Below are 23,937 nucleotides of genomic sequence, written 5' to 3' on the forward strand. Positions count from 1 at the left end.
TCAGTCACCCAGGTATTGAATGGTGATGTGGTATTTAAAAACGTGCTGTTCAATGCTGATCGGTTCGCGTTTTCCTTTTCGATTCAGATACGTGATTTCCGTGACCACTTTGCCGCGGGCATTGCGCAGCTCACGCGTGTCACCCGTATCGACGAGCGTCCAGCCTGTGGGTAATTGCGGTTGCCAGGCGCTAATCGGCCAGTGACTGAGCATCACGTCAGCCAGCACCTGGCTGGCTGGCGGCAATTGTGGAACGATGATCGATTGCTCGGTGTGCAGTCCTTTTTCATCGTAAGTCACGAGGAACAGGCGAATGCCGACTGATGACAGCCCGGCAAGTGTGATTTTCTTGTCATCAGCATTGAGCATGACCAACAGTGACTGAGTTTTGCCGTTGAAACTTCCGGTTAGTAGCTGTTGTGAATTCACCGCGGGAGAAATCCCCGGGGCAGGTAGCGTTACACGAGTCCCCGGCTCTAACCAGGCTTGCGGGCGGCCTTTCTGTTCCGGCTGCGAGTGGCTGCAACCGGCCAGCAGCAACGTGGCGACGAGCGCAGCGGTACGCCAGAATGTCTGTTTAATCATCTTCTTTTTTTCTCTTTTTTTCCTGGCATAGCCAGCGGTGACAGCAGGAAGGCGGTGAAAATACCGCTCACTAGCACAATGCCAAAACTGCTGATTGCCTGAGTGGCGCTAAAGACCAGCATGCCGAGCGTCAGGAGCGTGGTCATCATCGCCAGCGTGATAGCCAGCAGCGATGTCAGTGGCGTACCGCGTGGATTACTGAAAAACAGCGTGTAGTTAATGCCAATTCCCAGTACCAGCACCAGTGCCAGCAGCGAGAACAGGTTGAGCGCATGACCGCTCAGGGCCAGTACCGCCAGACCGCAACCTAAAGACAGCACTGAGGGGACCAGGCTAATTAAGCCCTTACGCCAGCCAAGCCGAATGACGGCGCCACAGGCAATCACCGCCAGCGCAATGCACAGCAGACCGGTCAGAATATGGCGATAAAGGGCAAACAGATTGTCAAAGCTGCTCTTACGATCCACCCACGCCACGCCGGAATATTTCGCGCTGAGCGTATTTAAAGCATCACTTTGTTTCACCCCTTCAACGGGAACCAGTACGCTGCTTTCGCCATCAGCCAGAGACAACCATAGCAAGCGCCAGCCTTCACTGGCCGGGCTGGCAAGCCAGGCATCGACGGTTACGGGCATGGCGCTAAGATCGGGGTTCACCGTTGCCAGACCGGCGTTGTTTAAGGCTTTCGTGATGGCGGGCGCGGCATCTTTTAGCAGAGACAGATCCTGCTGTTGCCGGGCGAGTGAATTCAGCGGAATGGTGCGATATCCGCTGAGTAACCCGTCTTTTTTTGCCTGTTCCAGCGCGGGGATAAAGGTTTCCAGCCGCTCCAGCGTTTGCTGAGCGGATTTGCCGTACACCACAAACCACTTCTGGTCGACGCTTTGCCCGGTCAGGGCGGTAATCGCTTTTTCCTGAGCAAGAATTTCCTGCGGCAGCGCCTGTAACTGGGAGATATCATCGTCTACGCGTAGCGTCGCCATACCTGCCAACGAGAACAACGCCAGCGCCACCGGCAGGCCAACGGATAATTTCTTATTCCGCCGCCATGCAGCAAGCCAGCGTAGCATGAGTACCATTGCCGGCACTGGGCGTACCGGCAACCGACGACACAACCACGGGTGCCAGAAAATGACCGTCAGGCAGGAGGCGCTCAGACCTACCGCCGCGAATACCGCCATCTGGCGAATACCGGGGAAGGGGGCCAGCATCATAATCAGATAAGCCGCTACGGTGGTGAGTAGAGCCAGGAGCAGGGCATTGCGCACTTTGGCAAGGCTTTGCCATGGCGATGTTTCCGCACCGTGCACCATCCGTTCGGTCAAATAGTAGAGCGTATAGTCGGCGGAAATACCGATGATGCTCATGCTCATCACCAGCGTCATCAGATGGAGCTCGCCAAAAATCAGCAGCGTGACGACGGTCCCCGCCAGCGCACCAATGCCAATCGAAATCAGGCACAGCAGCAGCGGACGCAGCGAACGAAATACAGCCACGATGAGCAGGATCACCCCGAGCACAGTGGCTATGCCGAGGGTAGAGATATCTTGTTTCGCCTGCTGGCTGGCGTAATCGCTATAGAACAGCGTCCCGCGAGACAGCAGTTGAGCCTGTGGATAGTGGGCTTTGAGCTCACTTTCCAGCGTATTCAGCGTGGTGACCAATTGATGCGTCTGTTGCATATCAAACGATGAGCCGGTCAACTCGCCATGTAACAGATACCAATAGTTGCCTTGCTCATCCTGGGTGACAAGCCAGCCGTCCATCAGGCGCAGACGCTGCCCGGTTTTGGCCATGGCCAGCTGCGAGCCTCGCATCAGCATGAAGGGATCGTTTTGTAGCTCTTTGCCACTGACGCCGGAGAATGCGGAGTAAAGTTGGGACAGGATCCACTGGCCCTGTGCTTCGCCGCCGTTTTGCAGCCGGTCGCGGGTCTCGTTATCTATCAGTCCGTTACGATGTTGCCAGAAGAATGCCCCCCAGGCCTGCTGGCTGTCGGCATCCATTGGACCTTTTACCTGGGCTAGCGCGTGCGATTTTTGCAGTAAAGCCAGCCAGTCCCGGGCTATCGCTGGGTCCGGTTGCTTACCGGGACTCACCAGCCAGACCACCTGACGGTCAAGGCGCTGCATAAATCCCTCGTTCAGATCCGGAGGTATAGCGCCCAGCGTCTGCTTTGGCAACATGGCCAGCACGCTGCTGTTAAGGCGGGCCTGAGGTAGCAACGTCAGAAAGATGCCCAGCAGAAGCAGGCAGACGACTCCCCATAACAGCGCGGGGCGTTTACTGGGCGGCAAAGCGTTGGCGTTCGTCATCGGTCAGTTGCGCTGGCGTTAGTTGGTGTTGGGAAAGCGCGATATCGGTGCGATCCCCCTGCTTATCGTTGAGATGAATGCTCTCCAGGTAAGTCTTTCCGGCTAAATCAATCGTCGCAAAAATCTTATCCAGCGGTGTGGTGATTGGCGTCAGGCGTAGCGTCCAGCGACCTTCTCCTAAGTCTGCAAACTCCACGCGGAAGTTTTGTTCCAGCACTTTACGATCCGCCTGGAATAACGCCCGTAGCAGATGATTAAACTGGAACATTTGCGGGTTATTCTCAGCGGTAATGGTCTGCGGTGGTTGACCGTTAATTGCCTGAACCATCCGTTTGTCGTCCAGCAGCAGCTGCATCGGGAACGGGGAGGTTTGATCCCACAGCAACCCCTGGTCGCGGGCGATCAACATCTTGCCCTGAGATCGCAGCGGCTGCGGCAGATCCTTTATCGTCCGGGTTTGATCGAAGTGGGCGCGAACCACCGGTTGTTCGGTAAAACGCTGTTGTAGGGAGTCGAGCGTCAGGGCACTGACGAAAGGGCTGACGAGCAGCACGAGCAATGGCCATAATTTCATGGTGTCACTCCCATCCGTTCAAACAGAATATCCGGGCTGACAAAGCACAGTTCACGGCTTTTTTCGTCGACGGCGACCTGGATGGTGTAGCCTGTTGTGGCGCGTTTACCTGTTTCGGCATCAAAAATTTCGTAGCCGATACGCAGGCGATTTTCGTACTCTTTAATTTGGGCGCGTACACGGATACGCTGCTCGAAAGTCAGCGCATTGCGATACTTCACCCGAGTGTCGACCACGGGCCACAGATAGCCAGATTCTTTCATCTGCCGATAGCCATAATCGAATTGGTTCAGCAGTGCCTCACGGGCAATCTCGAAGTAACGGAAGTAGTTACCATGCCACGCTACGCCCATCATATCGACGTCGTGAAACGGAATAGTTAGCTCGACTTCAGCCGTAAAGCGGGGATCGTTAAGCACCCTTTACTCCTTGTCATTGGTATCCGGCAGTTGCCAGAAATCGAAAAAGTTAAACCAGTCGAGGGGCGACTGAAGCGCATAGTGCTCAAGGCGTTCGGCGTAGCGATCGACAGTATTCTGTAATGCCTGTTGTCGTGTGGCGCGCGGTAAGAGCAGTGGGTCGGCAAACGGTTCGCAGTAGATGTGGAGTTTCTCCTGCTGGCGCAGGGCAAAAATCAGATCTACAGGGCAGCGTAAAATAGACGCGAGAATAAACGGGCCCTGAGGGAATGGCGCGTTTTGCCCCATAAAGCGGCTCCAGCACACGCGCCACTCGCCGCCGCGTTGGGGATTGACTGCTATGCGATCGCCTACGATGGCTACCCATTCACCGCGCTCCAGTTTCTCTTTGAGCAGAATGGCAGTATCTGGACCAATACTGTTCACCGGGAGCAGATTTAATCCAGCCTGCGGGGCCATCTCTTGCATGATTTGTTTAAAGCGTTGGGCGTTATCGCTAAATACCAGCGCATTGATTGTTTTACTGCCCTGTAGCTGGGCCAGTGCCCGACAGGCCTCGACATCGCCAAGATGTGAAGCCAGTAGCAGTTTTCCCCGAGGATCGCTGATATTCAGCGTCGTTTCTGCACCTGGTGCAAAAATCACATCGCGACCGAAGTGCACCTCACCGCGCCAGCTGGCAATCTTATCCAGCATCGCGCCGCCAAAACGCAGGAAATGCTGATAACTGGTCAGGTTTGGCGGTACTGGCATCCGCCGTGTGATCAGTTGCGCCCTTACGCGGCTAATCCAGCGTTGAGAGGCTTTTCGGGCAGTTGAAGCGCTGAGCCAGTATACGCCGACGACCGGATACAGCAGCAGGGAGAAGGTTTTGCGACCCAGTACACGCCAGACCAGCAGCATCAGGCGCATTCCCCACAACCCTTTGACTTCCTGTTGCTGCGCCCAGTGTGTCGATGAACGACGACAAAGCAGGGAGGGGATGCGTGGCAACATGCCAAAGAACAGGCGAGTGTGCATCAATGAAATGTGCAGATTGTCTTTAAGCGCGTCGAAATGGGATAGCCCGTCCTGCGGATAGGTGACTCGCGTGGGGATAAAATAGCTGGTGTTGCCTTGCCAGTAGAGGCGCACCATCACTTCAGTATCAAAATCCATCCGTTTGCCGAGCGTTACGCGCTGTGCCAGTTGCAGCGTAGGGGCCACCGGATATACCCGGAAGCCGCACATACTGTCTTTGAGTTGCAACGAGAGCGTTTCTATCCACACCCAGATATGGGTTACCCAACGACCGTACAGGCGCGAGCGAGGAACCGAATCATCGTAAATCGGTTGTCCGGAAATCAGTGCTGTCGGATGTTCTTTTGCCAATGCAAGCAGCCTGGGAATATCTTCAATGGCATGTTGCCCGTCGGCATCGACCTGCACGGCATGACTGAACCCGGCATCTGCCGCCGTCTGCATTCCGCGAATAACCGCTGCGCCTTTGCCTGCGTTAATGGGCAGGCGAATTAACGTCAGATTGCTGTATTCTGCCGCCAGGCGTGCCAGTTCATCTCGTGTAGTCTCGTCGCTGCCATCGTCCACCACAATGCAGGGGAGATTGAACGGCCGAAGACGATCCAACACGTCTGACATCATCGCGCCGTGGTTGTAGCAGGGGATCAACACGCACGGGGAAAAGGTCAGCGGCATAACCGAATCTTCCCGCTGCTGGCGGTATGGCGCACGTCACCGTCGTGGCGCTGGTAGCTAAAAGAGAGCATCTGACGCGCTTCCTGCCAGCTCAGACTCAGGGTGACAGTGGCCTCTGGCAATAGCGGTGACTGGAACTTCACGTTTTGAATACTGTGAAAACGCCAGCCTGGGACCAGCAGCGTGGTGGCGTAATCCATCGCCCAGTTCAGCTGTGCAACGCCCGGCAGCAGTGGCTGCACGCTAAAATGCCCGCTGAACCAAAACAGAGACGGGTCGAGTTGTAAAACAATCTCAGCCTGATGAGGCAGTGCCTGATGGCGCTCGATTTCATGGGGTTTCATGAAATAACTCCTGTAATTGCGCATAGACACGCTTGTTCATACTGTTGACCGGAATCTCATCAATCACCCGCCAGTAGCGGGGAACCGCGACAGGCTCCAGCCAGGGCAGCAGCGAACGTCGCCAGGTCAGTTCTTGCGGTTTACCACCGCACTCAAGCCAGCGTTGCCGGGCTTCGTCATTCAGTACCAGCAGGACGCCAACGCCCTGACGTCCTCCACGTGAGACCGGCAATGCCGCGACTTCACAGATACCATCCAGTGCCAGTAAACGTTGCTCCACTTCGCTGAGTGAAATGCGTTTCTCTTCAATTTTGACCACCCGCCCGCGTCTGCCCATCAGGCGGAACTGTCCGTTTTCGATAAACTGCAGAACATCATCGAGTAACAGGCCATCATCAGCGTTAATTAGCGGTGAAAACACACGAAATGCGTCGTCTTCTGGCTGGAATCTGACGCCGGGAAAAGGCAGCCATGCCACATCATCCTGGTGGCGATAGCGCCACGCAAGGATCCCGGTTTCAGTGCTGCCGTAGATCTCATCGGGCCAGACATTAAGCCAGTCAGCAGCCTGCGTGACGTCCTGCCAGGGCAGCATACCGCCCGCAGACAGAATCAGTTCTACCGGCGGCGGTGTCAGGTTGTGGTCGAGGCGTTTCAGAAACGCCGGGCTGCTGATAAACGCATACCGATGCTCAGCGCTCAGTGCCGCCAGTTGTTCGGCATACCAAAGCATCGCCGCGTGCAGCGGCAGGCCTAAGGCCATCGGCAAAAATATACGGAACGTCAGGCCATACAGGTGTTGCGGTACCACTGACGCGACCACCCGGCAACCTGCCAGACGATCGGCAAAGCGTGTAGCGAGCAATGCCGCTTCGCTATCCAGACGAGCGATCAGTTTGATCACGCGTTTCGGCTGGCCGGTCGAACCGGAAGTGAATAGCTCCACAAAGGCGTCACTGCGTATTGCCGGGAACGTGATGTCGTGAGCCACGGATGTCATGGCGGAGCTGACCACCCGCAGCGTTCCCTGCCAGTCCATCGCTTTATCGCTCAGTACGCCGTCAAACAGCAAGTGCTGCTCGTTTAACAACGAAACGCGACAATGTCCTGGGATCACCGGTGTTTTGCCGGCATGGAGTGTTGCCAGCAGTGCGACGATGAATAAATAGCTGTTCTCGAAGCACAATGCCCAGCGCTCACCTTCCTGCTGTCGCAGATATGCTAGCAACTGGGCCACATCATGGCGCAGATGGCCAAGCGTCCAGGTATGCTCTTCCTGCCACGCAACAGGAACGTCGTCCGGACGTGGGGCACAGAGCCATTGAGCGAGTGTGAGGGGCTGCTTCATTGGGTATCTCGTTTTATCACCAGTTGGCGAATTAACCACTCGCCTACCATCAATGTTCCCATTAGCAGATAGGAAACCATGCCGTTCCAGGTGGTCCACAGGGTCATATCGCCATTCAGTGCGGTAAAGAGCGCAACGCTGCCATTGATGATGAAAAAGGCGCACCAGATTTGTGTCACACGGCGCGTGTAGCGCACGCCCGCATCGGGCAGATTTGGGTCGCGCAGTCGTGCCAGACGTTCAACAATGGGCATTGCTGACCATAACGATCCACCAAAAACCGACAGCATAACGGCGTTTACCACTACCGGATAAAACAGCAGCAGCTGGTGCGTTTTGAGCAGATAACTGGCAATGCACAAGGTTATACCCGCGACCGCCACTACCTGTGTCACGACGCGCAGCGGCCCCGCCTGTCGCCGGGTCTGGCGAAAGCGTAAAAAAAGGAGTAGCGCCATCAACGGTAGCAACCAGTGCAGACTGTTATGCGCCAGGCCAAACCAGATCAAAAACGGCCAGGCCAGCAACAGTAGACCTGTCAGCAGTTGTACGACTGGCAACGAGCGTGTGCCCGACACGGAGAATTACGCTTCTTTGAGAAGGCGTTCTACCGCATCGACGACATCTTGTACGGTGCGTACTGCTTTGAACTCTTCCGGCTTGATTTTCTTACCGGTTTTCTTTTGCAGATGCACGATCATGTCGACGGCATCGATGCTATCGAGTTCCAAATCTTCGTACAGGCGCGCCTCAGGCTTGATATCTTGCGGATCAACTTCAAACAGCTTGACCAGCAGCGAGGAAACTTCAGCGTAAATGGCTTTTTGTTCGGTCATAACGGACTATCCTCAGGCACGTTGCGCGTGAATGAAAGATGCCAGCGTGGCGACGGAGAAGAAGTGCTGACGCATTTCTTCGCTCTCTGCTGAGAGGATCACGCCATACTCGTTTTTCACCGCCAGACCCAGCTCCAGGGCATCGATTGAGTCCAGACCTAAGCCATCGCCAAAGAGTGCCGCTTCGGTTTCAATATCATCAGCTGTCAGTTCGTCGAGATTCAATGTCGTTATAATGAGATTTTTGATTTCAAGATAAAGCGCTTGCATCATTAATTCCTGAAAGAGGTAAAGTACCTGGTTGTAATTGAAGCAAAAGATGCCGGTTCAACTGCCTTGCGGCCAGCGCCGGTTCTTGTGAGTTTGCGTCGTAAAATTGGTCGATCTTAACCCGTTCGTGTACTGAAATGGTAAACATCGGTTTTACAGATGGGACGTTGTACCATTGGCTTTCTTTATCCAGCATTTGTTCGCTGCAGTTAATAGTCACTATGCGTAAATCACTGCTGCAGCGCACGGCGATATTTGCTGCACCACGCTGTAACGTCATTGCTTCTCCGGGGCGTGTACGGGTTCCCTCGGGGAAAATTAAAATGGTATCGCCTTGCTCCAGACGTTGCTGGCAAGCGGGCAATAGCGCATCAGCCTGGCTGTTAATCAGATAATCTGCGGCCCGGACTACGCCGCCGAGAAAAGGATTTTTTAGTAGTGCACTTTTCACCAGACAGTCGGTTTCTGGCATGACCGAGGCCAGTAGGACATAGTCGATGAGCGTCGGGTGGTTGGCGACGACAAGACACCCTTGTTCGTTGCGTAAAATGTCTCGTCCTTCAATTTGGTAATCCAGCACGCCTAGCCGCTTCGCCACGGTTAAGAAGAGACGAAAACTGGCAGCGATACTGCGTCTGGCGATACGCCGACGTCGGGCTTTATCCCATACCGCGATCAGCAGGACGTTAAACCAAATCGTAGACAGGAGGAGCCCGCCGAGGCCAAACAGGGCAAAGCAAAAACCGGTCATCACCAGTCGCCATACCCGGTTAAGCCGCAGGATCATCGTGCTCATCCCTGACTCCACTGCCACTGTACGCGTTCGCCAGGCAGGGTAAACGCCCTGGCATCTTGTAAGTAATGTTGTAAAAACAACAGGCTTTGCGGCAATGTTGTCTCGCTCTGTGCGCTGTGTGGACGGGTTTCACATTGCCAGCTATCACCGGATTCAATAACCAGCGCGACGGCAAACGGCCATGTTGGCATGTCTGGTGGTAACTGTGGGTGATAAAACTCGGGCAGAAAACCGTCGAAATCGACCATCAATACGCGCTGATATCCCGCCTGCAACAGCCCGATGACTTCGCATAACCCCTGCTGGAATGTATCCCTGCCAGCAGAAAGCGAGGAGGAGACAATCGGTTTTTTCGCGGCGATGGTCAGGTTACCCACAGCAGAGTTATGGACAGAGAGGGCGAAATCGGTCGGTGAGAGCGCCTGCTCAGTCGCGAGAGCGTGCAGGATCCTGTAGTTACGCTCCAGTTCACCATGGCGGCTGGTATACAAAACGGCATTGATATCATGACGACGTAACATCGCCAGACCGCAATCGACGGCCAGTTTGCTGCCGGAACTGAGGCGGCGAGCTGTCATCATCGGTAACTCATTGAGCTTAGCCAACGGCGCGGTGGGATCGATGGCGTGCGAAAGCCGTGACCATTCATGCCACTGTTCTGTTTCGCTTAACCCAGGCGCCCTGGCCTGCCAGTCGATAATATTGAAAGCAAATTTCATCAACGCGTATCCGCGGTAAATCGGTTGTTCCGATTGTTTCTTATTTTTTCTTCTGACATATCAATAAAGTATGCCCAACACCTAAGTTATCGTGGCGTTCATCTACCTGAAAACCTGCCTGATTCAGATAGTGATAAAACTTCTCTACGCTGTAGAAACGGCTGTTGCCATTCGCCATACAGGTAAAATAAAGCGAAGACGCATTCAGGCTAAATGAGGCCGCCTCAAATTTTTGGGCATCCCAAAACAGCTCCATAATGCACAGCTTCGCGCCTGGCTTCATCACCCGAGCAACGTTGCTTAGCATAGCGATAATTTGTTCCGGGGAAAAACAGTCCAGGAATTGACTCATCCACCAGATATCAGCGCCGTCAGGTAAAGGCGAGTCGCTAAGCATATCCACAGCATGGAAATTTATGCGATGAGATAATCCTGCATTTTCTATATTTTCGCGGGCAAGTGCAATTTGTTGCGGCAAATCTAAGAGGGTGACTGTAATATTGTCATCATGCTGACAACAACGTAATGCCCATTTTCCGGTATTTCCGCCGACATCGTACAGGGTTGCAGGGGCGCTGGCGAATACATATGGCAATGCGGCATCAAATGCGCCATCTGAATAGTAATGATCAAAAGCAAACCAACTTTCACGCGCAGCCAGCGGTAATTGTGATAGCGCAGGATAGATTGTTGGCCAGTCGCCAAAAATTTTTAGTCCCGCGGGTTTTCCATCTTTCAACGCATTTTCAAGATAGAACAATCCTTGGTAGCAAACATCCTGAGTGAAGTCCATATTCACGCGCGTCATCGTGTCATGTAAAAGAAAATGACCGACTTTAGCGAGGTAATAATATCCTTCTTTGTGGGTAATGATTCGCCCACTTAACCCCATATCCAACAGGATGCTGGCGGCATATTCGTTGATGGTGCTGTTTTCGGTAATTTCGTCGAGCGTGGCGCCGCGTTTACCTTGCTTGTCTAGCCAGGTGAGTACTCCCGCATTTCGCAGACACAACGCGGTTTGAAAAAGCATAGGGGCAAAGGCGATACGTTGTGCTTCAGTAATGGCATCCAGTGCGCTAAGCGAATCCTGTTCGTACATGTGGGGACAACCTGTTAAATGGCAGATAATAAGAGTATCGGGCCTTTTCGGCCCGACTTTAGGCATAATTACAGATTGGCACCGGCTGAAAGATTAAGCTGGATGTCTTTATCCAGATTGCGTACCCAGCGGTTATAGTTTTTGTGAATTTTTCCACCAGAGGCCTGCAGGTTGAGGCTGCTGTCGTATTTGATGTCATAGCTGGTGGCGGTATAAGTGATACGGACTTCAGCCACATGATCGCGGGTTTGTTGGCGAGCTTTAATAACACCTGGTCCGACTTCAGACATGACCCATTGGCGTTGAATACCGGCTTTCAGGATCGCGGTTTTAACCTGGTCCTGAGTATGTCCCGCGCTCACACTGGTGTGAACTTGATCAATCGGCGCAGTACGTGCACAACCCGCCAGAGCACCGACAACGGCAATGGCCGCAAACCACTTAATATACTGTTTCATTAAAGCTCCCTATCAAAGTACCGTTTATACGTGTTAAATAATAAACTCCGAAATCATGGGCACCTTGTATTGCCTATGATTATATTTAAGCTAAATTAGCATTTTATTTCATATGATTGGTAGCAAGGTAATGAGATGACCGGATAGTAATACCCCAGGACTTTCTTCAACGGAAATTTTTCAGCATCATCATTGGCGAGAAGTATAGATTTTTAGAGAAAATGTATCAAATAAAATAACCTTTAAAGATAAGTAGATAGTTTACGTTAAATGCTTTGGGGGGATTCATTTTTTTTATGCGTTTTGGCAAAGAAACCATCATCTTGGCTTATGTATATTCTTTATAAAGAATGAAATCCCTTTCACTCTTTATTTAAGATAAGCTTCTATATATAACTACGTTGGCGTCATTTTAACGGTCATATAAAAATATAAAAACTACCTCGGTTGGTAGTTTTTCAGGGAAGCCGACTTTTGGGCCTGCCTGGCCCCAGCAAAATGGCCAGTTTGCTGCCGCCTGTGGTCGTTTCCATCCAGATTTTACATACGCTGGTTAACGGCACGGAGAGCAACATGCCGACCGGACCGAGCAGCCATCCCCATACCAACAGAGAGAGGAAGACGATTAGCGTCGATAATCCCAGCCGATGCCCCATCATTCGGGGTTCGAGAATGTTGCCAATCACCATATGCACCACCAGAAACAGTGCGCCAACCAGCACGCATTCGTAAATGCCATTAAATAGCAGTGCCTGGATCATGGGCGGGACGGCGGAAATGACCGAGCCAATGTTGGGCACGTAGTTCAACAGGAATGCCAGTACACCCCACATCAGAGCAAACTGAATCCCCATCAGTGCCAGTCCCAGCCAGATTATGGCACCGGTCCATAAGCTGAGCAGCGTTTTCAGCGCCAGATAGTGTGACACGCCCTTCAGCGCCCGATGTAGCCCCGCAATGTGGATTTGCGGATTATTCAACGCAAAACGCATCTTATAGGGGACATGACGCACCTCAAACAGCATAAAAACTACCGTCATCACCAGCAGAAAGACGCTGGCCATGGCACCAGAAAGACTCGTCATCAGCGTGGTTGTGAAGGTCATCAGCTTGTCAGAGTCCATGCGTTGCAGCATGCGCTCCGGGGACATATGCAGATTCAGAAAAGGCACCATCTCTTGCAAATACAGAACCTTGCGCGTTAGCTCCTTATTGTATTTTGGCAGCAGGTCCATGAATTCAGTGATTGATGACGCCAGCACGCCAACCAACGCCGTAAGAACGATCAGCATCACCACCACGACTAAGGTAATAGCGATTGGGCGACCGACTCCCCGGCGGATAAACCAGGTGACAAGTGGATTCAATACAATGGCAAAAAAGAGGGCCAGCAGCAGCTGCACAATGATATCCGCCGCAGCATGGATACCTGCGAGGATCACCACCAGAGCGGCCAGTTTGAGCAAAATGTGCAAACCCGTTTTATCGGGCTGGGTGGTTATCATGTCTTCTTCCTGTTTGCGTTTTTGCATTAAGTGTAGCGGCTGGCTTGCGACTGATATTCCTAAACTGGCTACTGATTTCTGCTCTGCAACATGGTAGAAATGAAACACTGTTGTGAAAACGTGGTGACCCTCCATGCCCGAACCCGTCGCTGAACCGACGCTTAGCGGTTTACGCCTGAACCTGCGTATTGTTTCTGTGGTGATGTTTAACTTCGCCAGCTACCTGACCATCGGCCTGCCGCTCGCGGTGTTGCCTGGCTACGTCCATGATGTAATGGGATTTAGCGCTTTCTGGGCTGGGCTGGTCATCAGCCTGCAATATTTCGCTACGCTGCTGAGCCGTCCGCATGCCGGTCGCTATGCCGATCTGCTGGGGCCAAAGAAGATTGTGGTATTTGGGCTGTGCGGCTGCTTTTTAAGTGGCCTGGGCTATTTACTGGCGGGATCAACGAACGGCTGGCCGTTGGCCAGTTTGCTGCTGCTATGTCTGGGGCGCGTGATTCTCGGGATCGGGCAAAGCTTTGCCGGGACCGGCTCTACGCTGTGGGGCGTGGGGGTGGTTGGCTCAATGCACATCGGACGGGTGATTTCCTGGAATGGCATCGTGACCTATGGCGCGATGGCGATAGGCGCGCCGCTGGGTGTTCTGTTTTATGCCTGGGGTGGCTTACAGGGGCTGGCGCTGACCGTGATGGGCGTGGCGCTGTTGGCAATCCTGCTGGCGCTCCCTCGTCCGGCGGTGAAGGCCAGCAAAGGCAAACCGTTGCCATTTCGCGCGGTGCTTGGGCGCGTCTGGTTGTACGGCATGGCGCTGGCCCTGGCCTCCGCTGGATTTGGGGTAATCGCTACCTTCATTACCTTGTTCTATGATGCCAAAGGCTGGGATGGCGCCGCATTCGCGCTGACGCTTTTTAGCTGCACGTTTGTCGGTACTCGTTTATTGTTCCCAAATGGTATCAACCGCTTAGGCGGGCTGAATGTGGCGATGATCTGCTTTAGCGTCGAGATTGTCGGGCTGTTACTGGTCGGGATGGCTTCGATGCCGTGGATGGCGAAAATCGGCGTTCTGCTGGCCGGGGCTGGGTTCTCACTGGTTTTCCCGGCGCTGGGCGTGGTGGCGGTAAAAGCCGTTCCTCAGCAAAATCAGGGCGCTGCGCTGGCGACCTACACGGTGTTTATGGATTTATCGCTGGGGGTTACCGGGCCGCTGGCCGGGCTGGTCATGACGTGGGCGGGTGTGCCGGTTATCTATCTGGCGGCGGCAGGGCTGGTAGCGGTGGCATTATTGCTGACCTGGCGGTTAAAAAAACGGCCTCAGGTGGTGTCACTGGAGGCCGCGTCATCGTCTTAACCGTTACTGGATAACCAGCGTGTTAATGATGTTTTCTGCGGTAGTCTGCGCTTTTTGCTGATCGTCAGCAGGCAGCGTGATTTGCAGCGTCAGCAGTTGGTTGTCCACTTTACCCAACACCACGGAAGAGTATGCGGTCTGGCCTTTGGCCGAGATGATGCTGTCTAACTGCTGCAGCGTGTGGCCTTTCAACTCAATAGATTTATTGGTGACGACCTGCAGCTGAGGGTCACGGCTACGCTGCTGATCTTCCAGACGTTTTGCCAGCACAGCCAGATCTTCGTTGGTGTTGTCGCCAACAATCACAATCACCGCTTTCTGGCCGGTTGCGTCAGAATATACGTGCATATTGTTCGCCTGGGTGCCCAGCTTGCCGCTCTGATCGGTCATATCAGCTGGCAGGGAAAAACTGAGTTTGCCGTCCAGCAGGCTGACCGGTTGTCCGGTGGCGTTACTTTCTGCGGCAGCACCCTCGGCTGGCGCTTTTGTCTCGCTATTATCACAGGCCGCAAGCCCCATAACCAGCAGGCCAATACCGACATATTTAACCAGATTGCGCATTGACTTCTTCCTTTCGATAAACGGCCATAACGGCTCATTCGTCCATCTTATCACAACTCGGAAAATGAACCTTTAACTCGTCTGCAATGCAGAGATTTCAGATTTATCTGCCAGTCTTTTCAGTAACATATTCAGCAGCACGCCATACATTGGCAGGAAGAAAATAATGCTGATCAGCACTTTGAAGCAGTAATCGACCAGTGCGATTTCCATCCAGTGCTCGGCCATAAAGGCATCCGGGCTGCGCCAGAAGGCGATAAAGAAGAAGGCCAACGTATCGCTGATATTGCCAAACAGCGTGGACGCCGTCGGTGCCAGCCACCAGCGACGGTTCTGACGCAGGCGATTAAAGACATGCACATCCAGAATTTGTCCCAGCGCGTAAGCCATAAAGCTGGCAGCGGCGATACGGGCGACAAACAGATTAAAGTGCAGCAGTGCGCCGAATCCTTGCCACGATCCCATATAGAACAGTGATGAAACGACATAGGAGATCAGCAGCGCGGGGATCATAACCGCAAAGATGATACGTCGAGCCAGCGGCGCGCCAAAAATACGCACGGTCAGGTCGGTCGCGAGGAAAATAAACGGAAAGCTAAACGCGCCCCATGTGGTATGGAAACCAAAAATGGAGATTGGAAGCTGCACCAGATAGTTGCTGGAGGTGATCACCAGCAGATGAAATAGCGATAGCCAGAACAACGCTTTTACGCGCTGAGTTTGTGTAAACGGAGTCATATTGTGACCTTTTTGTTGGATGGGGTGAGGGAACCCAATAAAAAAACCGTCGCATGATACTGCTTTAAGAGCACATTGCAATGGTTGTTTTTCACGCAATCGTTAACCTGATTGGCTTACGCCACAACAGAGCGTAAAATAACGCCGTTTTTGTATGAATGAGACGACGATGAGCGACCTGTTTACTTCCCCCGACCATACTCTTGATGCCCAGGGGCTGCGCTGCCCGGAACCGGTAATGATGGTGCGTAAAACCGTACGCGGCATGCAGGCCGGTGAAACGCTGCTGATTGTCGCCGACGATCCGGCAACAACCCGCGATATTCCTGGCTTCTGTACCTTTATGGAACATGAGCTGGTGGCCAAAGAGACCGACTCGCTGCCGTACCGCTATCTGGTGCGCAAAGGGCAGTAATCTTGTTATGCCGGATGGCGCTAACGCTTCTCCGGCCTATAAAGACTGAGTAACCTGTAGGCCTGATAAGCGAAGCGCCATCAGGCGAGAAACAGGCACTACCCTTTACGCAACAACCGCAGCGCGTTAGCGGTCACCAGTACCGTTGCCCCCGTATCCGCCAGCACCGCCAGCCACAATCCGGTTATCCCGAGCAGCGTGGTGACGAGGAAAATCCCTTTCAGACCCAGCGCAATCGCAATGTTCTGGCGAATATTGGCATGGGTGGCCCGCGCCAGCTGAATCATTTGCACCAGACCACGCAGGCGGTTGTGGGTCAGGGCTGCATCGGCGGTTTCCAGCGCGACGTCGGTCCCGCTTCCCATCGCAATGCCGATGGTAGCCGCTTTCATTGCCGGGGCGTCGTTGATGCCGTCGCCGACCATCGCCAGCGGCGACTGTTGGTTAAGATGGGTAACGGCCTGCACCTTATCTTCCGGCAAGAGTCCCGCTTTGAATTCGAGGCCCAGTTCACCGGCAATGGCGGCCGCCGCACGCGGGTTATCGCCGGTCAGGATCACGCCTTTCACGCCAATCTGATTAAGCTCGCTGATGGCGCTGCGAGCGTCATCGCGCAGCGTGTCCTGTAGGGCCAGCACGCCGAGAACGGCATCGTTACGTAGCACCAGCACCACCGTTTGGCCCGCGCTTTCCAGCTCGCTAATCTGTCCGGCAAAGGCGTCGGCAGGCTGTTTGCCTGCGGCGCAAATTAGCACGCGCTCGCCGTCGACCAGCGCTTCAATTCCAGAGCCAACCAGCGCCCGTTGCTCTTTTGCGACAGGAATAGTCAGTTCGCGCGTTTGCGCTTCCCGAACAATTGCTTGTGCCAGCGGGTGCGTCGCGCCTTGCTCTACCGCTGCCGCCAGTGCCAGCAGTTCAGCCTCACCAATACCGCTTGCCGGATGAATCGCCGTGACGCGTGGTTTACCGACGGTCAGGGTGCCGGTTTTATCAAACGCCACCTGCGTAACTCTACCTAACTGTTCCAGCGCGGCCCCGCCTTTGATTAACGCCCCACGACGCGCCGCGGCGGCCAGACCAGAGGTAATGGCTGCGGGCGTTGAAATCACCAATGCACAAGGGCAGCCAATCAGCAGCAGCGTCAGCCCTTTATAAATCCACTCCTGCCAGGATGCGGCAAACAGTAGTGGCGGTACGAGGGTGACCAGCAGCGCAACCGCCATAATGGCTGGAGTGTAAATCCGGCTGAAACGGTCAATAAAGCGCTCAATGGGAGCGCGGCGTTCTTCCGCTTCTTCAATCAGCTTCAGAATACGGTCAATGGCGCTGGCACCCGGTTCTGAGAGCACTTCCAGCGTTACCAGACGATCCACACTGGTGGCACCCGCCGGGACTTTCTCGCCGGTGGCGCGTTCAACCGGGATCGATTCGCCGGTCAGGGCGCTCTCATCAAAGCTGGCAAAGCCGGAGACCAGTTTGCCATCGGCAGGTAAACGCCCACCCGCGGCAACTTCAATAACATCGCCAGGGCGGAGGGTATTGATAGCCACCTCTTCGCGCTCGCCGTTACGCAGGCGTGTGGCGGTTTCCGGTTTGAGCGCCATCAGTGCGCTGACACCTTTACGGGCGCGGCTGGCGGCCCAACCTTCCAGACGCTCGCCAATTAAAAACAGCAGCAGCACCATAGCGGCTTCCGCCGTCGCGCCGATAAACAGTGCGCCAATGGCGGCGACGCTCATCAACGTTTCAATGGCAAAGTAGCTGCCGGTTTTCATCAGACGCAGGGCCTGACGGGCAATGGGATACAGGCCGACCAGCGTGGTGGCGATAAACGCTATCTGACCGAAGGGGTGATTGAACTGCTCCAGCCCCCAGCTAATCGCCATCATGATAATCAGCGAAATCAGCGGCAGGTTTTCTTTAAAACGTGACTCGGGGGCGGCTTCCGTCGCGTGCTCATCGCGCAGGGTATAGCCTGCTTTTTGCACCGCGTTTTCAACTTGCTGGCGGATATCGGAACCGGCATCGACCACCAGTTTTTCAGTGGCGAACAGAACCTGGACCTGGTTGACGCCGCTGACCTGGCGGACCGCATTCTCTACTTTGCGGGCGCAAGCTGCACAGTCCATGCCCGCCACTTTCCAGGAATAGCGGGTACCTATTACGGTATCGGATACGGTTGGTGTTGTGGAGCAGCTTCCTTCGCAGCAGCAGTCATCCACCTTTTGTGGCGCAGGCGCTGGCTTGAAAGAAGAGAATTGTGGGACTTTTTTGCCACGGGTATCGGGTGTCGACATGGCATCCTCCGGTTGATAATCATTTCGTATTAACCGGAGGATACACTCTGGAGTCGACTCCAGAGTCAAGCGTTTTAAAGATACAACGAACGAACAATCAGGAAATGCCCGGCGAAGTAGCAGGCGGCGGCAATGGCGTTATCGGCCCGGAAGCGGCGACGGTAATGGCTACCCAGCCAGACAATGTTGCCGATGAACAGGAGGGATGCGCCCATAAATGCCGACAGCGCCGGGGCGGTCGGTCGAAAGAACCACAGCTCACCGGCCATCCAGACCATCATCAGCGTGATGCCGATGAAGGTGCAGATAGCGACACGCAGCTCTTCCAGACGCGTCCAGATCACGGCGATCAGCAACGCCCCCAGCACTACCAGCACCAACGGCAAAGGCCAGAAGAACGACAGCGTCATTTGGCTGGCGAAGTAAATGGTATACAGCAGATGCGACAGGAAGAATGCTCCCACGGCGTACAGCAGGCGTTGGCGCGGTAACAGCGTCAGCGCATCGCCCAGCAGCGAGGCAAGCAGGCCAGCCAGCACCAGATAGCTGATAGCGTTAAACATTGGCGCCTGCCAGGCCAGCAGTGCCAGCAGGAGTAACGTCAGGGGCTTAAAGACCCAGCGTTGCCAGGCAGGTCCACGATAGGAAGCATCCACGAACAACCATGCGGAAAGACAGACAGCGATAAACGACCAAAGCATCTTAGTTCCTTGAATTCGTTATTTTTTCGTAAGCGGGGTGCTCACGGCTCTACTGTCCAGTGTAGAGGTCGACACAGCCAGATGACAACACCATAACAGGCGATGTATGCTTATTTCCGCATTTTCTGATGGGTTAATAATATGAGCAAGCCACCACTTTTTTTCATTGTTATCATTGTCTTAATCGTTATCGCTGCGTCGTTTCGCTTTGTTCAGCAGCGGCGAGAAAAAGCCGATAATGATACGGCACCGCTGATGCAAAAGCAGGTGGTGGTAAGTAACAAACGGGAAAAACCGCTTAACGATCGGCGATCCCGCCAGCAGGAAGTGAGCCCGGCAGGTACCAGCATGCGCTATGAAGCCAGCTTTAAGCCACAAAATGGGGGGATGGAGCAGACGTTTCGTCTTGATGCGCAGCAGTACCACGCGTTAACGGTCGGGGATAAAGGCACGCTGAGTTACAAAGGTTCGCGATTTGTTGATTTTACGCTTGAACGCTAAGGTGTTATCTGACTGATGCCGGATGGCGGCTTACGCCTTATCCGGCCTACAGATTTTTCGCCCCGGCCCGCAACGTGCCGCCGGGCGAAAAGATCACAGCTACTTCTTCAACTGATCTTTAATCTTCTTCTGCCACACCAGTAGCTCAAAGACGCCGAACAGAAAAATACGGATTTTCTCTCCGTTGGTCATCTGCGGGCCATCTTTAGGCATGGTGCTTTTTAGCAGCGCCAGCTGCATGCCATGCATCAGCACCATAAATATCAGTGCGACGTTAACGAAGATGTTAAGCGGGCGTGGAAAGGGTTGGAAAATATTCAGTAGTAAAAATGCCCAGACGCACAGCATCAGCAGGCGTCCCAGGTTAATCAGCATCGTGCTCTCCTCGTGCTTCACGTTGGTACAGGCGATAGGCGACCTGTCCGGCGACTTTCTCACGGTATAGCGACCAGTTCACCGGAACCGGCGGTAAGCCGTTTTCTACTTCGCTTTCAACGTAAATATACGCTTCATTTGCCAGCCAGCCATGAGTTTCCAGAAGAGTTAATGTTTCTTCCAGTAATCCTTTGCGAAACGGCGGGTCAACAAATACCACGTTATGCGGCGTACCTGCCTGAGCCAAAAATGTCAGCGTATTGGTATTGACGACGCGGGCATGGGAGGCTTTTAGCGTGGCGAGATTCTTTTGTAGCTGCTGAGATACCGCGCGATCCATCTCCAGAAGCGTCGCATTTGCCGCATAGCGAGAGAGGGCTTCCAGCCCCAGCGCGCCGCTGCCGGCGAAGCAGTCCAGACAGTGAGCATCGACCATTACCGGGGCCAGCCAGTTAAACAATGTTTCGCGCACACGGTCGGTGGTCGGACGTAAGCCGGGGCTGTCCGGAACCGGGAGTTTACGGCCACGCCATTGCCCCCCAATAATGCGGATCTGGCCGCTACCAGAGTGATTCGGTTTTTTCATTTCTATTATTGCTCAATCCGCCTATAGCATGTCATTCCAGGCGGTGATGTGAGTTAAGTTAAGTGATAGACTATTTCATCATTTTTTTAGCTGCTATGTACATAGCGTTGACGCTGTGCCATGAAGCAACAGCGGGGGAGTGTAGTCGCAAATGGCGAAAGAGAAAAAACGTGGCTTTTTTTCCTGGCTGGGCTTTGGTCAAAAAGAGCAGGCACCGGAAAACGAGACAGAAGTAAAAAATGAAGAACAACAACCGGTTGCTGAAGAAACTACCGTCGTTGACGAACAGCCGCACGTTGAGGAAACCCGTAGCGAGGCTGAAACGCAAGCCTTTGCAGCTGAAGTCGTTGAAGTAACTGAACAGGTTGCGGAAATCGAAAAACTGCAGCAGGAAGAAGAACCTGTCGCCGAACAAGCGCAGCCGGAGATTGAGCCGGTTGCTGAATCCGTTGCTGAAACTGTAGTGGAAACGCCAGCTGCGGTGGTTATCGAACGCGAAGAATTGCCGCTGCCGGAAGAGGTGAAAACCGAAGAAGTTACTGCCGAAGAGTGGCAGGCCGAAGCGGAAACCGTGGAAATCGTTGAGGCGGCTGAAGAAGAAGCTGAAAACGAACCGCAGCTGACCGACGAAGAGCTGGAAGCACAGGCGCTGGCCGCTGAGGCGGCTGAAGAAGCGGTTATGGTGGTGCCGGTAGAAGAACCTGCTGTAGAAGAACCGGTAGAAGAAGAGGTGGTCCAGGAGCAGGAAAAACCGACCAAAGAAGGTTTCTTTGCGCGTCTGAAACGCAGCCTGCTGAAAACAAAAGAAAACCTCGGTTCCGGATTTATCAGTCTGTTCCGTGGTAAAAAAATCGACGATGATCTGTTTGAAGAGCTGGAAGAGCAGCTGCTGATCGCTGATGTGGGTGTAGAAACGACCCGCAAGATCATTGCGAATCTAACGGAAGGCGCCAGCCGCAAGCAGCTTAAAGATGCGGAAGCGCTGTACGGTCTGTTGAAAGAAGAGATGGGCGAGATTCTGGCGAAGGTTGACGAACCGCTGAACGTTGATGGCAAAACACCATTTGTTATCTTAATGGTTGGTGTCAACGGCGTGGGCAAAACCACCACTATTGGTAAGCTTGCGCGTCAGTTTGAGCAGCAGGGTAAATCGGTAATGCTGGCGGCAGGTGATACTTTCCGTGCGGCGGCGGTAGAACAGCTGCAGGTTTGGGGTCAGCGTAACAACATCCCGGTGATTGCTCAGCATACTGGCGCGGATTCCGCGTCCGTTATCTTTGATGCCATCCAGGCGGCGAAGGCGCGTAACGTAGACGTGCTGATCGCTGATACCGCAGGGCGTTTGCAGAATAAATCGCACCTGATGGAAGAATTGAAAAAAATCGTTCGCGTCATGAAGAAGCTGGACGAAGATGCGCCGCATGAAGTTATGCTGACTATCGACGCCAGCACCGGGCAGAATGCGATAAGCCAGGCCAAACTGTTCCATGAAGCGGTGGGCTTAACCGGTATCACCCTGACCAAGCTGGACGGTACGGCGAAGGGCGGGGTTATCTTCTCGGTTGCCGATCAGTTTGGCATCCCTATCCGCTATATCGGTGTGGGTGAACGTATCGAGGATTTACGTCCGTTTAAAGCGGACGATTTTATAGAGGCACTTTTTGCCCGAGAGGATTAACAATGATTCGCTTTGAACATGTCAGCAAGGCCTATCTCGGTGGGAGACAAGCGCTGCAGGGAGTGACCTTCCATATGCAGCCTGGCGAGATGGCGTTTCTGACCGGCCACTCCGGCGCGGGGAAAAGTACCCTGCTGAAGCTGATTTGTGGAATTGAACGGCCCAGCGCCGGGAAAATCTACTTTAGCGGGCATGACATCAGCCGTTTGAAAAACCGTGAAGTGCCGTTTCTGCGTCGTCAGATTGGCATGATTTTTCAGGATCACCACCTGTTGATGGACAGAACCGTGTTTGACAATGTGGCAATCCCGCTGATCATCGCGGGCGCCAGCGGGGATGATATTCGTCGTCGCGTGTCAGCGGCGCTGGATAAGGTCGGGCTGTTGGACAAAGCGAAAAACTTCCCGATTCAACTCTCCGGCGGTGAACAACAACGCGTCGGCATCGCCCGCGCGGTGGTGAACAAACCTGCGGTGCTGCTGGCGGATGAACCAACGGGGAACCTGGATGACGCGCTGTCAGAAGGGATCCTTCGCCTGTTCGAAGAGTTTAACCGCGTCGGGGTCACGGTATTAATGGCCACGCACGATATTGGCCTGATCTCCCGTCGCTCCTATCGCCAAATGGTTCTGAGCGATGGACATCTGCATGGAGGCCTGGCGCATGAATAGACGTGACGCTATTAACCAAATCAAACAGTTCGGTGGCCGACTGGATCGCTTTCGTAAATCGGGCGGTGCGTCGGGTGACGGCGGTCGCAACGCGCCAAAGCGTGCGAAAGCCGCGCCAAAGCCGAATTCGCGTAAAACCAATGTCTTTAACGAGCAGGTACGTTATGCGTTTCAGGGCGCGTTACAGGACCTGAAAAGCAAGCCGCTGGCGACGTTTCTGACGGTGATGGTCATTGCCATCTCCCTGACGCTGCCTAGCGTGTGCTACATGGTTTATAAGAACGTAAACCATGCGGCAAGCCAGTATTATCCGTCTCCGCAGATCACCGTTTATCTGCAAAAAACGCTGGATGATGATGCGGCGGCGCGGGTGGTTGGTCAGTTGCAGGCCGAACAGGGCGTGGAGAAAGTGAATTATCTTTCCCGTGACGACGCGCTGGGCGAATTCCGTAACTGGTCTGGCTTTGGCGGCGCGCTGGATATGCTTGAAGAGAACCCGCTTCCGGCCGTGGCGGTTGTTATCCCGAAACTGGACTTTCAGGGTACGGAGTCGCTGAACACGCTGCGTGACCGCATCGCACAAATCAACGGTATTGATGAAGTGCGAATGGATGACAGCTGGTTCGCTCGCCTGGCGGCGCTGACGGGCCTTGTCGGACGCGTTTCCGCGATGATCGGCGTGCTGATGGTGGCGGCGGTCTTCCTCGTCATCGGTAACAGCGTGCGGCTGAGTATTTTTGCGCGTCGCGATACCATTAACGTGCAAAAACTGATTGGCGCGACGGATGGATTTATCCTGCGTCCGTTCCTCTACGGCGGTGCACTGCTCGGTTTTTCCGGTGCATTTCTTTCACTGATTTTGTCAGAAATTTTGGTGATGCGTCTGTCGTCAGCGGTGACTGAGGTGGCACAGGTATTTGGAACTAAGTTTGATATCAATGGCTTATCATTCGACGAGTGCCTGTTATTGCTGCTGGTGTGCTCAATGATTGGCTGGGTGGCAGCCTGGCTTGCCACGGTTCAACATTTACGCCACTTTACCCCCGATTAAAAAATCTCTGGTATAATCTTTCCCTGCACTGAGTAGTTCGCTCTGC

Annotated in this window: 27 protein-coding genes; 6 read left to right on the forward strand and 21 right to left on the reverse strand. The window is 53.9% G+C overall.

Annotated features, from left to right (window positions below; translation table 11 throughout):
• The 15 genes from OGX92_RS07805 to OGX92_RS07875 all read right to left on the reverse strand — a co-directional run bounded on the left by OGX92_RS07805 (window position 1) and on the right by OGX92_RS07875 (window position 12,966).
• Complete coding sequence (locus tag OGX92_RS07805) at window positions 1-585, reverse strand: DUF3261 domain-containing protein (protein WP_003827523.1); 585 nt, start codon at window positions 583-585, stop codon at window positions 1-3.
• Window positions 582-2,900, reverse strand: a complete 2,319-nt coding sequence (locus OGX92_RS07810; RefSeq protein WP_218667117.1) for an MMPL family transporter — start codon at window positions 2,898-2,900, stop codon at window positions 582-584. The genes OGX92_RS07805 and OGX92_RS07810 overlap by 4 nt, the downstream gene beginning before the upstream one ends.
• Window positions 2,869-3,474, reverse strand: a complete 606-nt coding sequence (locus tag OGX92_RS07815) for a LolA family protein (RefSeq protein ID WP_003827526.1) — start codon at window positions 3,472-3,474, stop codon at window positions 2,869-2,871. Before OGX92_RS07815 ends, OGX92_RS07810 begins: the two co-directional genes overlap by 32 nt.
• The gene (locus OGX92_RS07820) at window positions 3,471-3,893 is read right to left on the reverse strand and encodes an acyl-CoA thioesterase (RefSeq protein ID WP_003827529.1); all 423 of its coding nucleotides are present in this window, start codon (window positions 3,891-3,893) and stop codon (window positions 3,471-3,473) included. The genes OGX92_RS07815 and OGX92_RS07820 overlap by 4 nt, the downstream gene beginning before the upstream one ends.
• A gap of 3 nt (window positions 3,894-3,896) precedes the next feature.
• Complete coding sequence (locus OGX92_RS07825) at window positions 3,897-5,588, reverse strand: glycosyltransferase family 2 protein (protein WP_286586411.1); 1,692 nt, start codon at window positions 5,586-5,588, stop codon at window positions 3,897-3,899.
• On the reverse strand, window positions 5,579-5,932 hold the full coding sequence (locus OGX92_RS07830) for an ApeI family dehydratase (protein ID WP_003827533.1): 354 nt from the start codon (window positions 5,930-5,932) through the stop codon (window positions 5,579-5,581). Before OGX92_RS07830 ends, OGX92_RS07825 begins: the two co-directional genes overlap by 10 nt.
• A complete protein-coding gene (locus OGX92_RS07835) occupies window positions 5,919-7,280 on the reverse strand; it encodes an AMP-binding protein (protein ID WP_286586413.1) in 1,362 nt (453 codons plus the stop codon). The genes OGX92_RS07830 and OGX92_RS07835 overlap by 14 nt, the downstream gene beginning before the upstream one ends.
• Window positions 7,277-7,858 (reverse strand): COG4648 family protein, encoded by a 582-nt coding sequence (locus OGX92_RS07840; RefSeq protein WP_003827535.1) that lies wholly within the window; start codon window positions 7,856-7,858, stop codon window positions 7,277-7,279. Before OGX92_RS07840 ends, OGX92_RS07835 begins: the two co-directional genes overlap by 4 nt.
• A 6-nt stretch (window positions 7,859-7,864) precedes the next feature.
• Window positions 7,865-8,116, reverse strand: coding sequence for an acyl carrier protein (locus OGX92_RS07845; protein WP_003827536.1), 252 nt, complete (start codon window positions 8,114-8,116; stop codon window positions 7,865-7,867).
• Window positions 8,117-8,128: 12 nt separating this feature from the next.
• Window positions 8,129-8,386 (reverse strand): phosphopantetheine-binding protein, encoded by a 258-nt coding sequence (locus OGX92_RS07850; protein WP_003827537.1) that lies wholly within the window; start codon window positions 8,384-8,386, stop codon window positions 8,129-8,131.
• Window positions 8,367-9,182: a lysophospholipid acyltransferase family protein gene (locus tag OGX92_RS07855; RefSeq protein ID WP_003827538.1), complete on the reverse strand. Its 816-nt coding sequence runs from the start codon at window positions 9,180-9,182 to the stop codon at window positions 8,367-8,369. The genes OGX92_RS07850 and OGX92_RS07855 overlap by 20 nt, the downstream gene beginning before the upstream one ends.
• Window positions 9,179-9,901 carry a beta-ketoacyl synthase chain length factor gene (locus OGX92_RS07860; protein ID WP_003827539.1) on the reverse strand — a complete coding sequence of 241 codons (723 nt, stop codon included), beginning with the start codon at window positions 9,899-9,901 and terminating at the stop codon, window positions 9,179-9,181. The genes OGX92_RS07855 and OGX92_RS07860 overlap by 4 nt, the downstream gene beginning before the upstream one ends.
• Before the next feature lie 40 nt (window positions 9,902-9,941).
• Window positions 9,942-11,003, reverse strand: a complete 1,062-nt coding sequence (locus OGX92_RS07865) for a class I SAM-dependent methyltransferase (protein WP_003827540.1) — start codon at window positions 11,001-11,003, stop codon at window positions 9,942-9,944.
• A 68-nt stretch (window positions 11,004-11,071) separates the two neighbouring features.
• The gene (locus OGX92_RS07870; RefSeq protein ID WP_122973818.1) at window positions 11,072-11,449 is read right to left on the reverse strand and encodes a hypothetical protein; all 378 of its coding nucleotides are present in this window, start codon (window positions 11,447-11,449) and stop codon (window positions 11,072-11,074) included.
• A 470-nt stretch (window positions 11,450-11,919) separates the two neighbouring features.
• Window positions 11,920-12,966 carry an AI-2E family transporter gene (locus OGX92_RS07875; protein WP_003827543.1) on the reverse strand — a complete coding sequence of 349 codons (1,047 nt, stop codon included), beginning with the start codon at window positions 12,964-12,966 and terminating at the stop codon, window positions 11,920-11,922.
• Between the two features lie 133 nt (window positions 12,967-13,099).
• Between OGX92_RS07875 and OGX92_RS07880 the strand changes: the two genes are divergently transcribed.
• The gene (locus OGX92_RS07880; RefSeq protein ID WP_286586415.1) at window positions 13,100-14,317 is read left to right on the forward strand and encodes an MFS transporter; all 1,218 of its coding nucleotides are present in this window, start codon (window positions 13,100-13,102) and stop codon (window positions 14,315-14,317) included.
• A 3-nt stretch (window positions 14,318-14,320) separates the two neighbouring features.
• Here OGX92_RS07880 and OGX92_RS07885 read toward each other — a convergent pair whose 3' ends face one another.
• Together OGX92_RS07885 and OGX92_RS07890 are read right to left on the reverse strand one after the other, a co-directional pair.
• Window positions 14,321-14,878 (reverse strand): DcrB family lipoprotein, encoded by a 558-nt coding sequence (locus OGX92_RS07885; RefSeq protein ID WP_126956415.1) that lies wholly within the window; start codon window positions 14,876-14,878, stop codon window positions 14,321-14,323.
• Between the two features lie 72 nt (window positions 14,879-14,950).
• Window positions 14,951-15,616 (reverse strand): 7-cyano-7-deazaguanine/7-aminomethyl-7-deazaguanine transporter, encoded by a 666-nt coding sequence (locus tag OGX92_RS07890; protein ID WP_003827549.1) that lies wholly within the window; start codon window positions 15,614-15,616, stop codon window positions 14,951-14,953.
• A gap of 169 nt (window positions 15,617-15,785) precedes the next feature.
• On the opposite strand from OGX92_RS07890, the gene tusA reads away from it, so the two are divergent.
• Window positions 15,786-16,031 carry a sulfurtransferase TusA gene (gene tusA / locus OGX92_RS07895; protein ID WP_003827551.1) on the forward strand — a complete coding sequence of 82 codons (246 nt, stop codon included), beginning with the start codon at window positions 15,786-15,788 and terminating at the stop codon, window positions 16,029-16,031.
• Between the two features lie 98 nt (window positions 16,032-16,129).
• On the opposite strand, the gene zntA is transcribed toward tusA, so the two are convergent.
• Both zntA and OGX92_RS07905 read right to left on the reverse strand, forming a co-directional pair.
• The gene (zntA, locus tag OGX92_RS07900) at window positions 16,130-18,328 is read right to left on the reverse strand and encodes a Zn(II)/Cd(II)/Pb(II) translocating P-type ATPase ZntA (RefSeq protein WP_063941402.1); all 2,199 of its coding nucleotides are present in this window, start codon (window positions 18,326-18,328) and stop codon (window positions 16,130-16,132) included.
• Between the two features lie 74 nt (window positions 18,329-18,402).
• Window positions 18,403-19,029 (reverse strand): lysoplasmalogenase, encoded by a 627-nt coding sequence (locus tag OGX92_RS07905; RefSeq protein ID WP_003827558.1) that lies wholly within the window; start codon window positions 19,027-19,029, stop codon window positions 18,403-18,405.
• Window positions 19,030-19,170: 141 nt separating this feature from the next.
• Between OGX92_RS07905 and OGX92_RS07910 the strand changes: the two genes are divergently transcribed.
• Window positions 19,171-19,530, forward strand: a complete 360-nt coding sequence (locus tag OGX92_RS07910; protein ID WP_003827560.1) for a DUF2500 domain-containing protein — start codon at window positions 19,171-19,173, stop codon at window positions 19,528-19,530.
• A gap of 99 nt (window positions 19,531-19,629) precedes the next feature.
• Here the strand turns inward: OGX92_RS07910 and OGX92_RS07915 are convergent, their stop codons facing one another.
• Both OGX92_RS07915 and rsmD read right to left on the reverse strand, forming a co-directional pair.
• A complete protein-coding gene (locus OGX92_RS07915) occupies window positions 19,630-19,905 on the reverse strand; it encodes a DUF1145 family protein (RefSeq protein ID WP_003023415.1) in 276 nt (91 codons plus the stop codon).
• A complete protein-coding gene (gene rsmD, locus OGX92_RS07920; protein WP_003827565.1) occupies window positions 19,895-20,491 on the reverse strand; it encodes a 16S rRNA (guanine(966)-N(2))-methyltransferase in 597 nt (198 codons plus the stop codon). Before rsmD ends, OGX92_RS07915 begins: the two co-directional genes overlap by 11 nt.
• 151 nt (window positions 20,492-20,642) lie before the next feature.
• Between rsmD and ftsY the strand changes: the two genes are divergently transcribed.
• From ftsY to ftsX, 3 genes are read left to right on the forward strand one after another with little or no spacing between them, the layout of a single operon-like run.
• Window positions 20,643-22,169, forward strand: a complete 1,527-nt coding sequence (gene ftsY / locus OGX92_RS07925) for a signal recognition particle-docking protein FtsY (RefSeq protein WP_193134808.1) — start codon at window positions 20,643-20,645, stop codon at window positions 22,167-22,169.
• 2 nt (window positions 22,170-22,171) lie between these two features.
• Window positions 22,172-22,840 (forward strand): cell division ATP-binding protein FtsE, encoded by a 669-nt coding sequence (ftsE, locus tag OGX92_RS07930; RefSeq protein WP_003023420.1) that lies wholly within the window; start codon window positions 22,172-22,174, stop codon window positions 22,838-22,840.
• The gene (ftsX, locus tag OGX92_RS07935) at window positions 22,833-23,891 is read left to right on the forward strand and encodes a permease-like cell division protein FtsX (RefSeq protein WP_003827568.1); all 1,059 of its coding nucleotides are present in this window, start codon (window positions 22,833-22,835) and stop codon (window positions 23,889-23,891) included. Before ftsE ends, ftsX begins: the two co-directional genes overlap by 8 nt.
• Window positions 23,892-23,937: the final 46 nt, after the last annotated feature.

Source organism: Citrobacter sp. Cpo089 (genome assembly GCF_030332695.1).
Lineage (GTDB): Bacteria > Pseudomonadota > Gammaproteobacteria > Enterobacterales > Enterobacteriaceae > Citrobacter > Citrobacter portucalensis.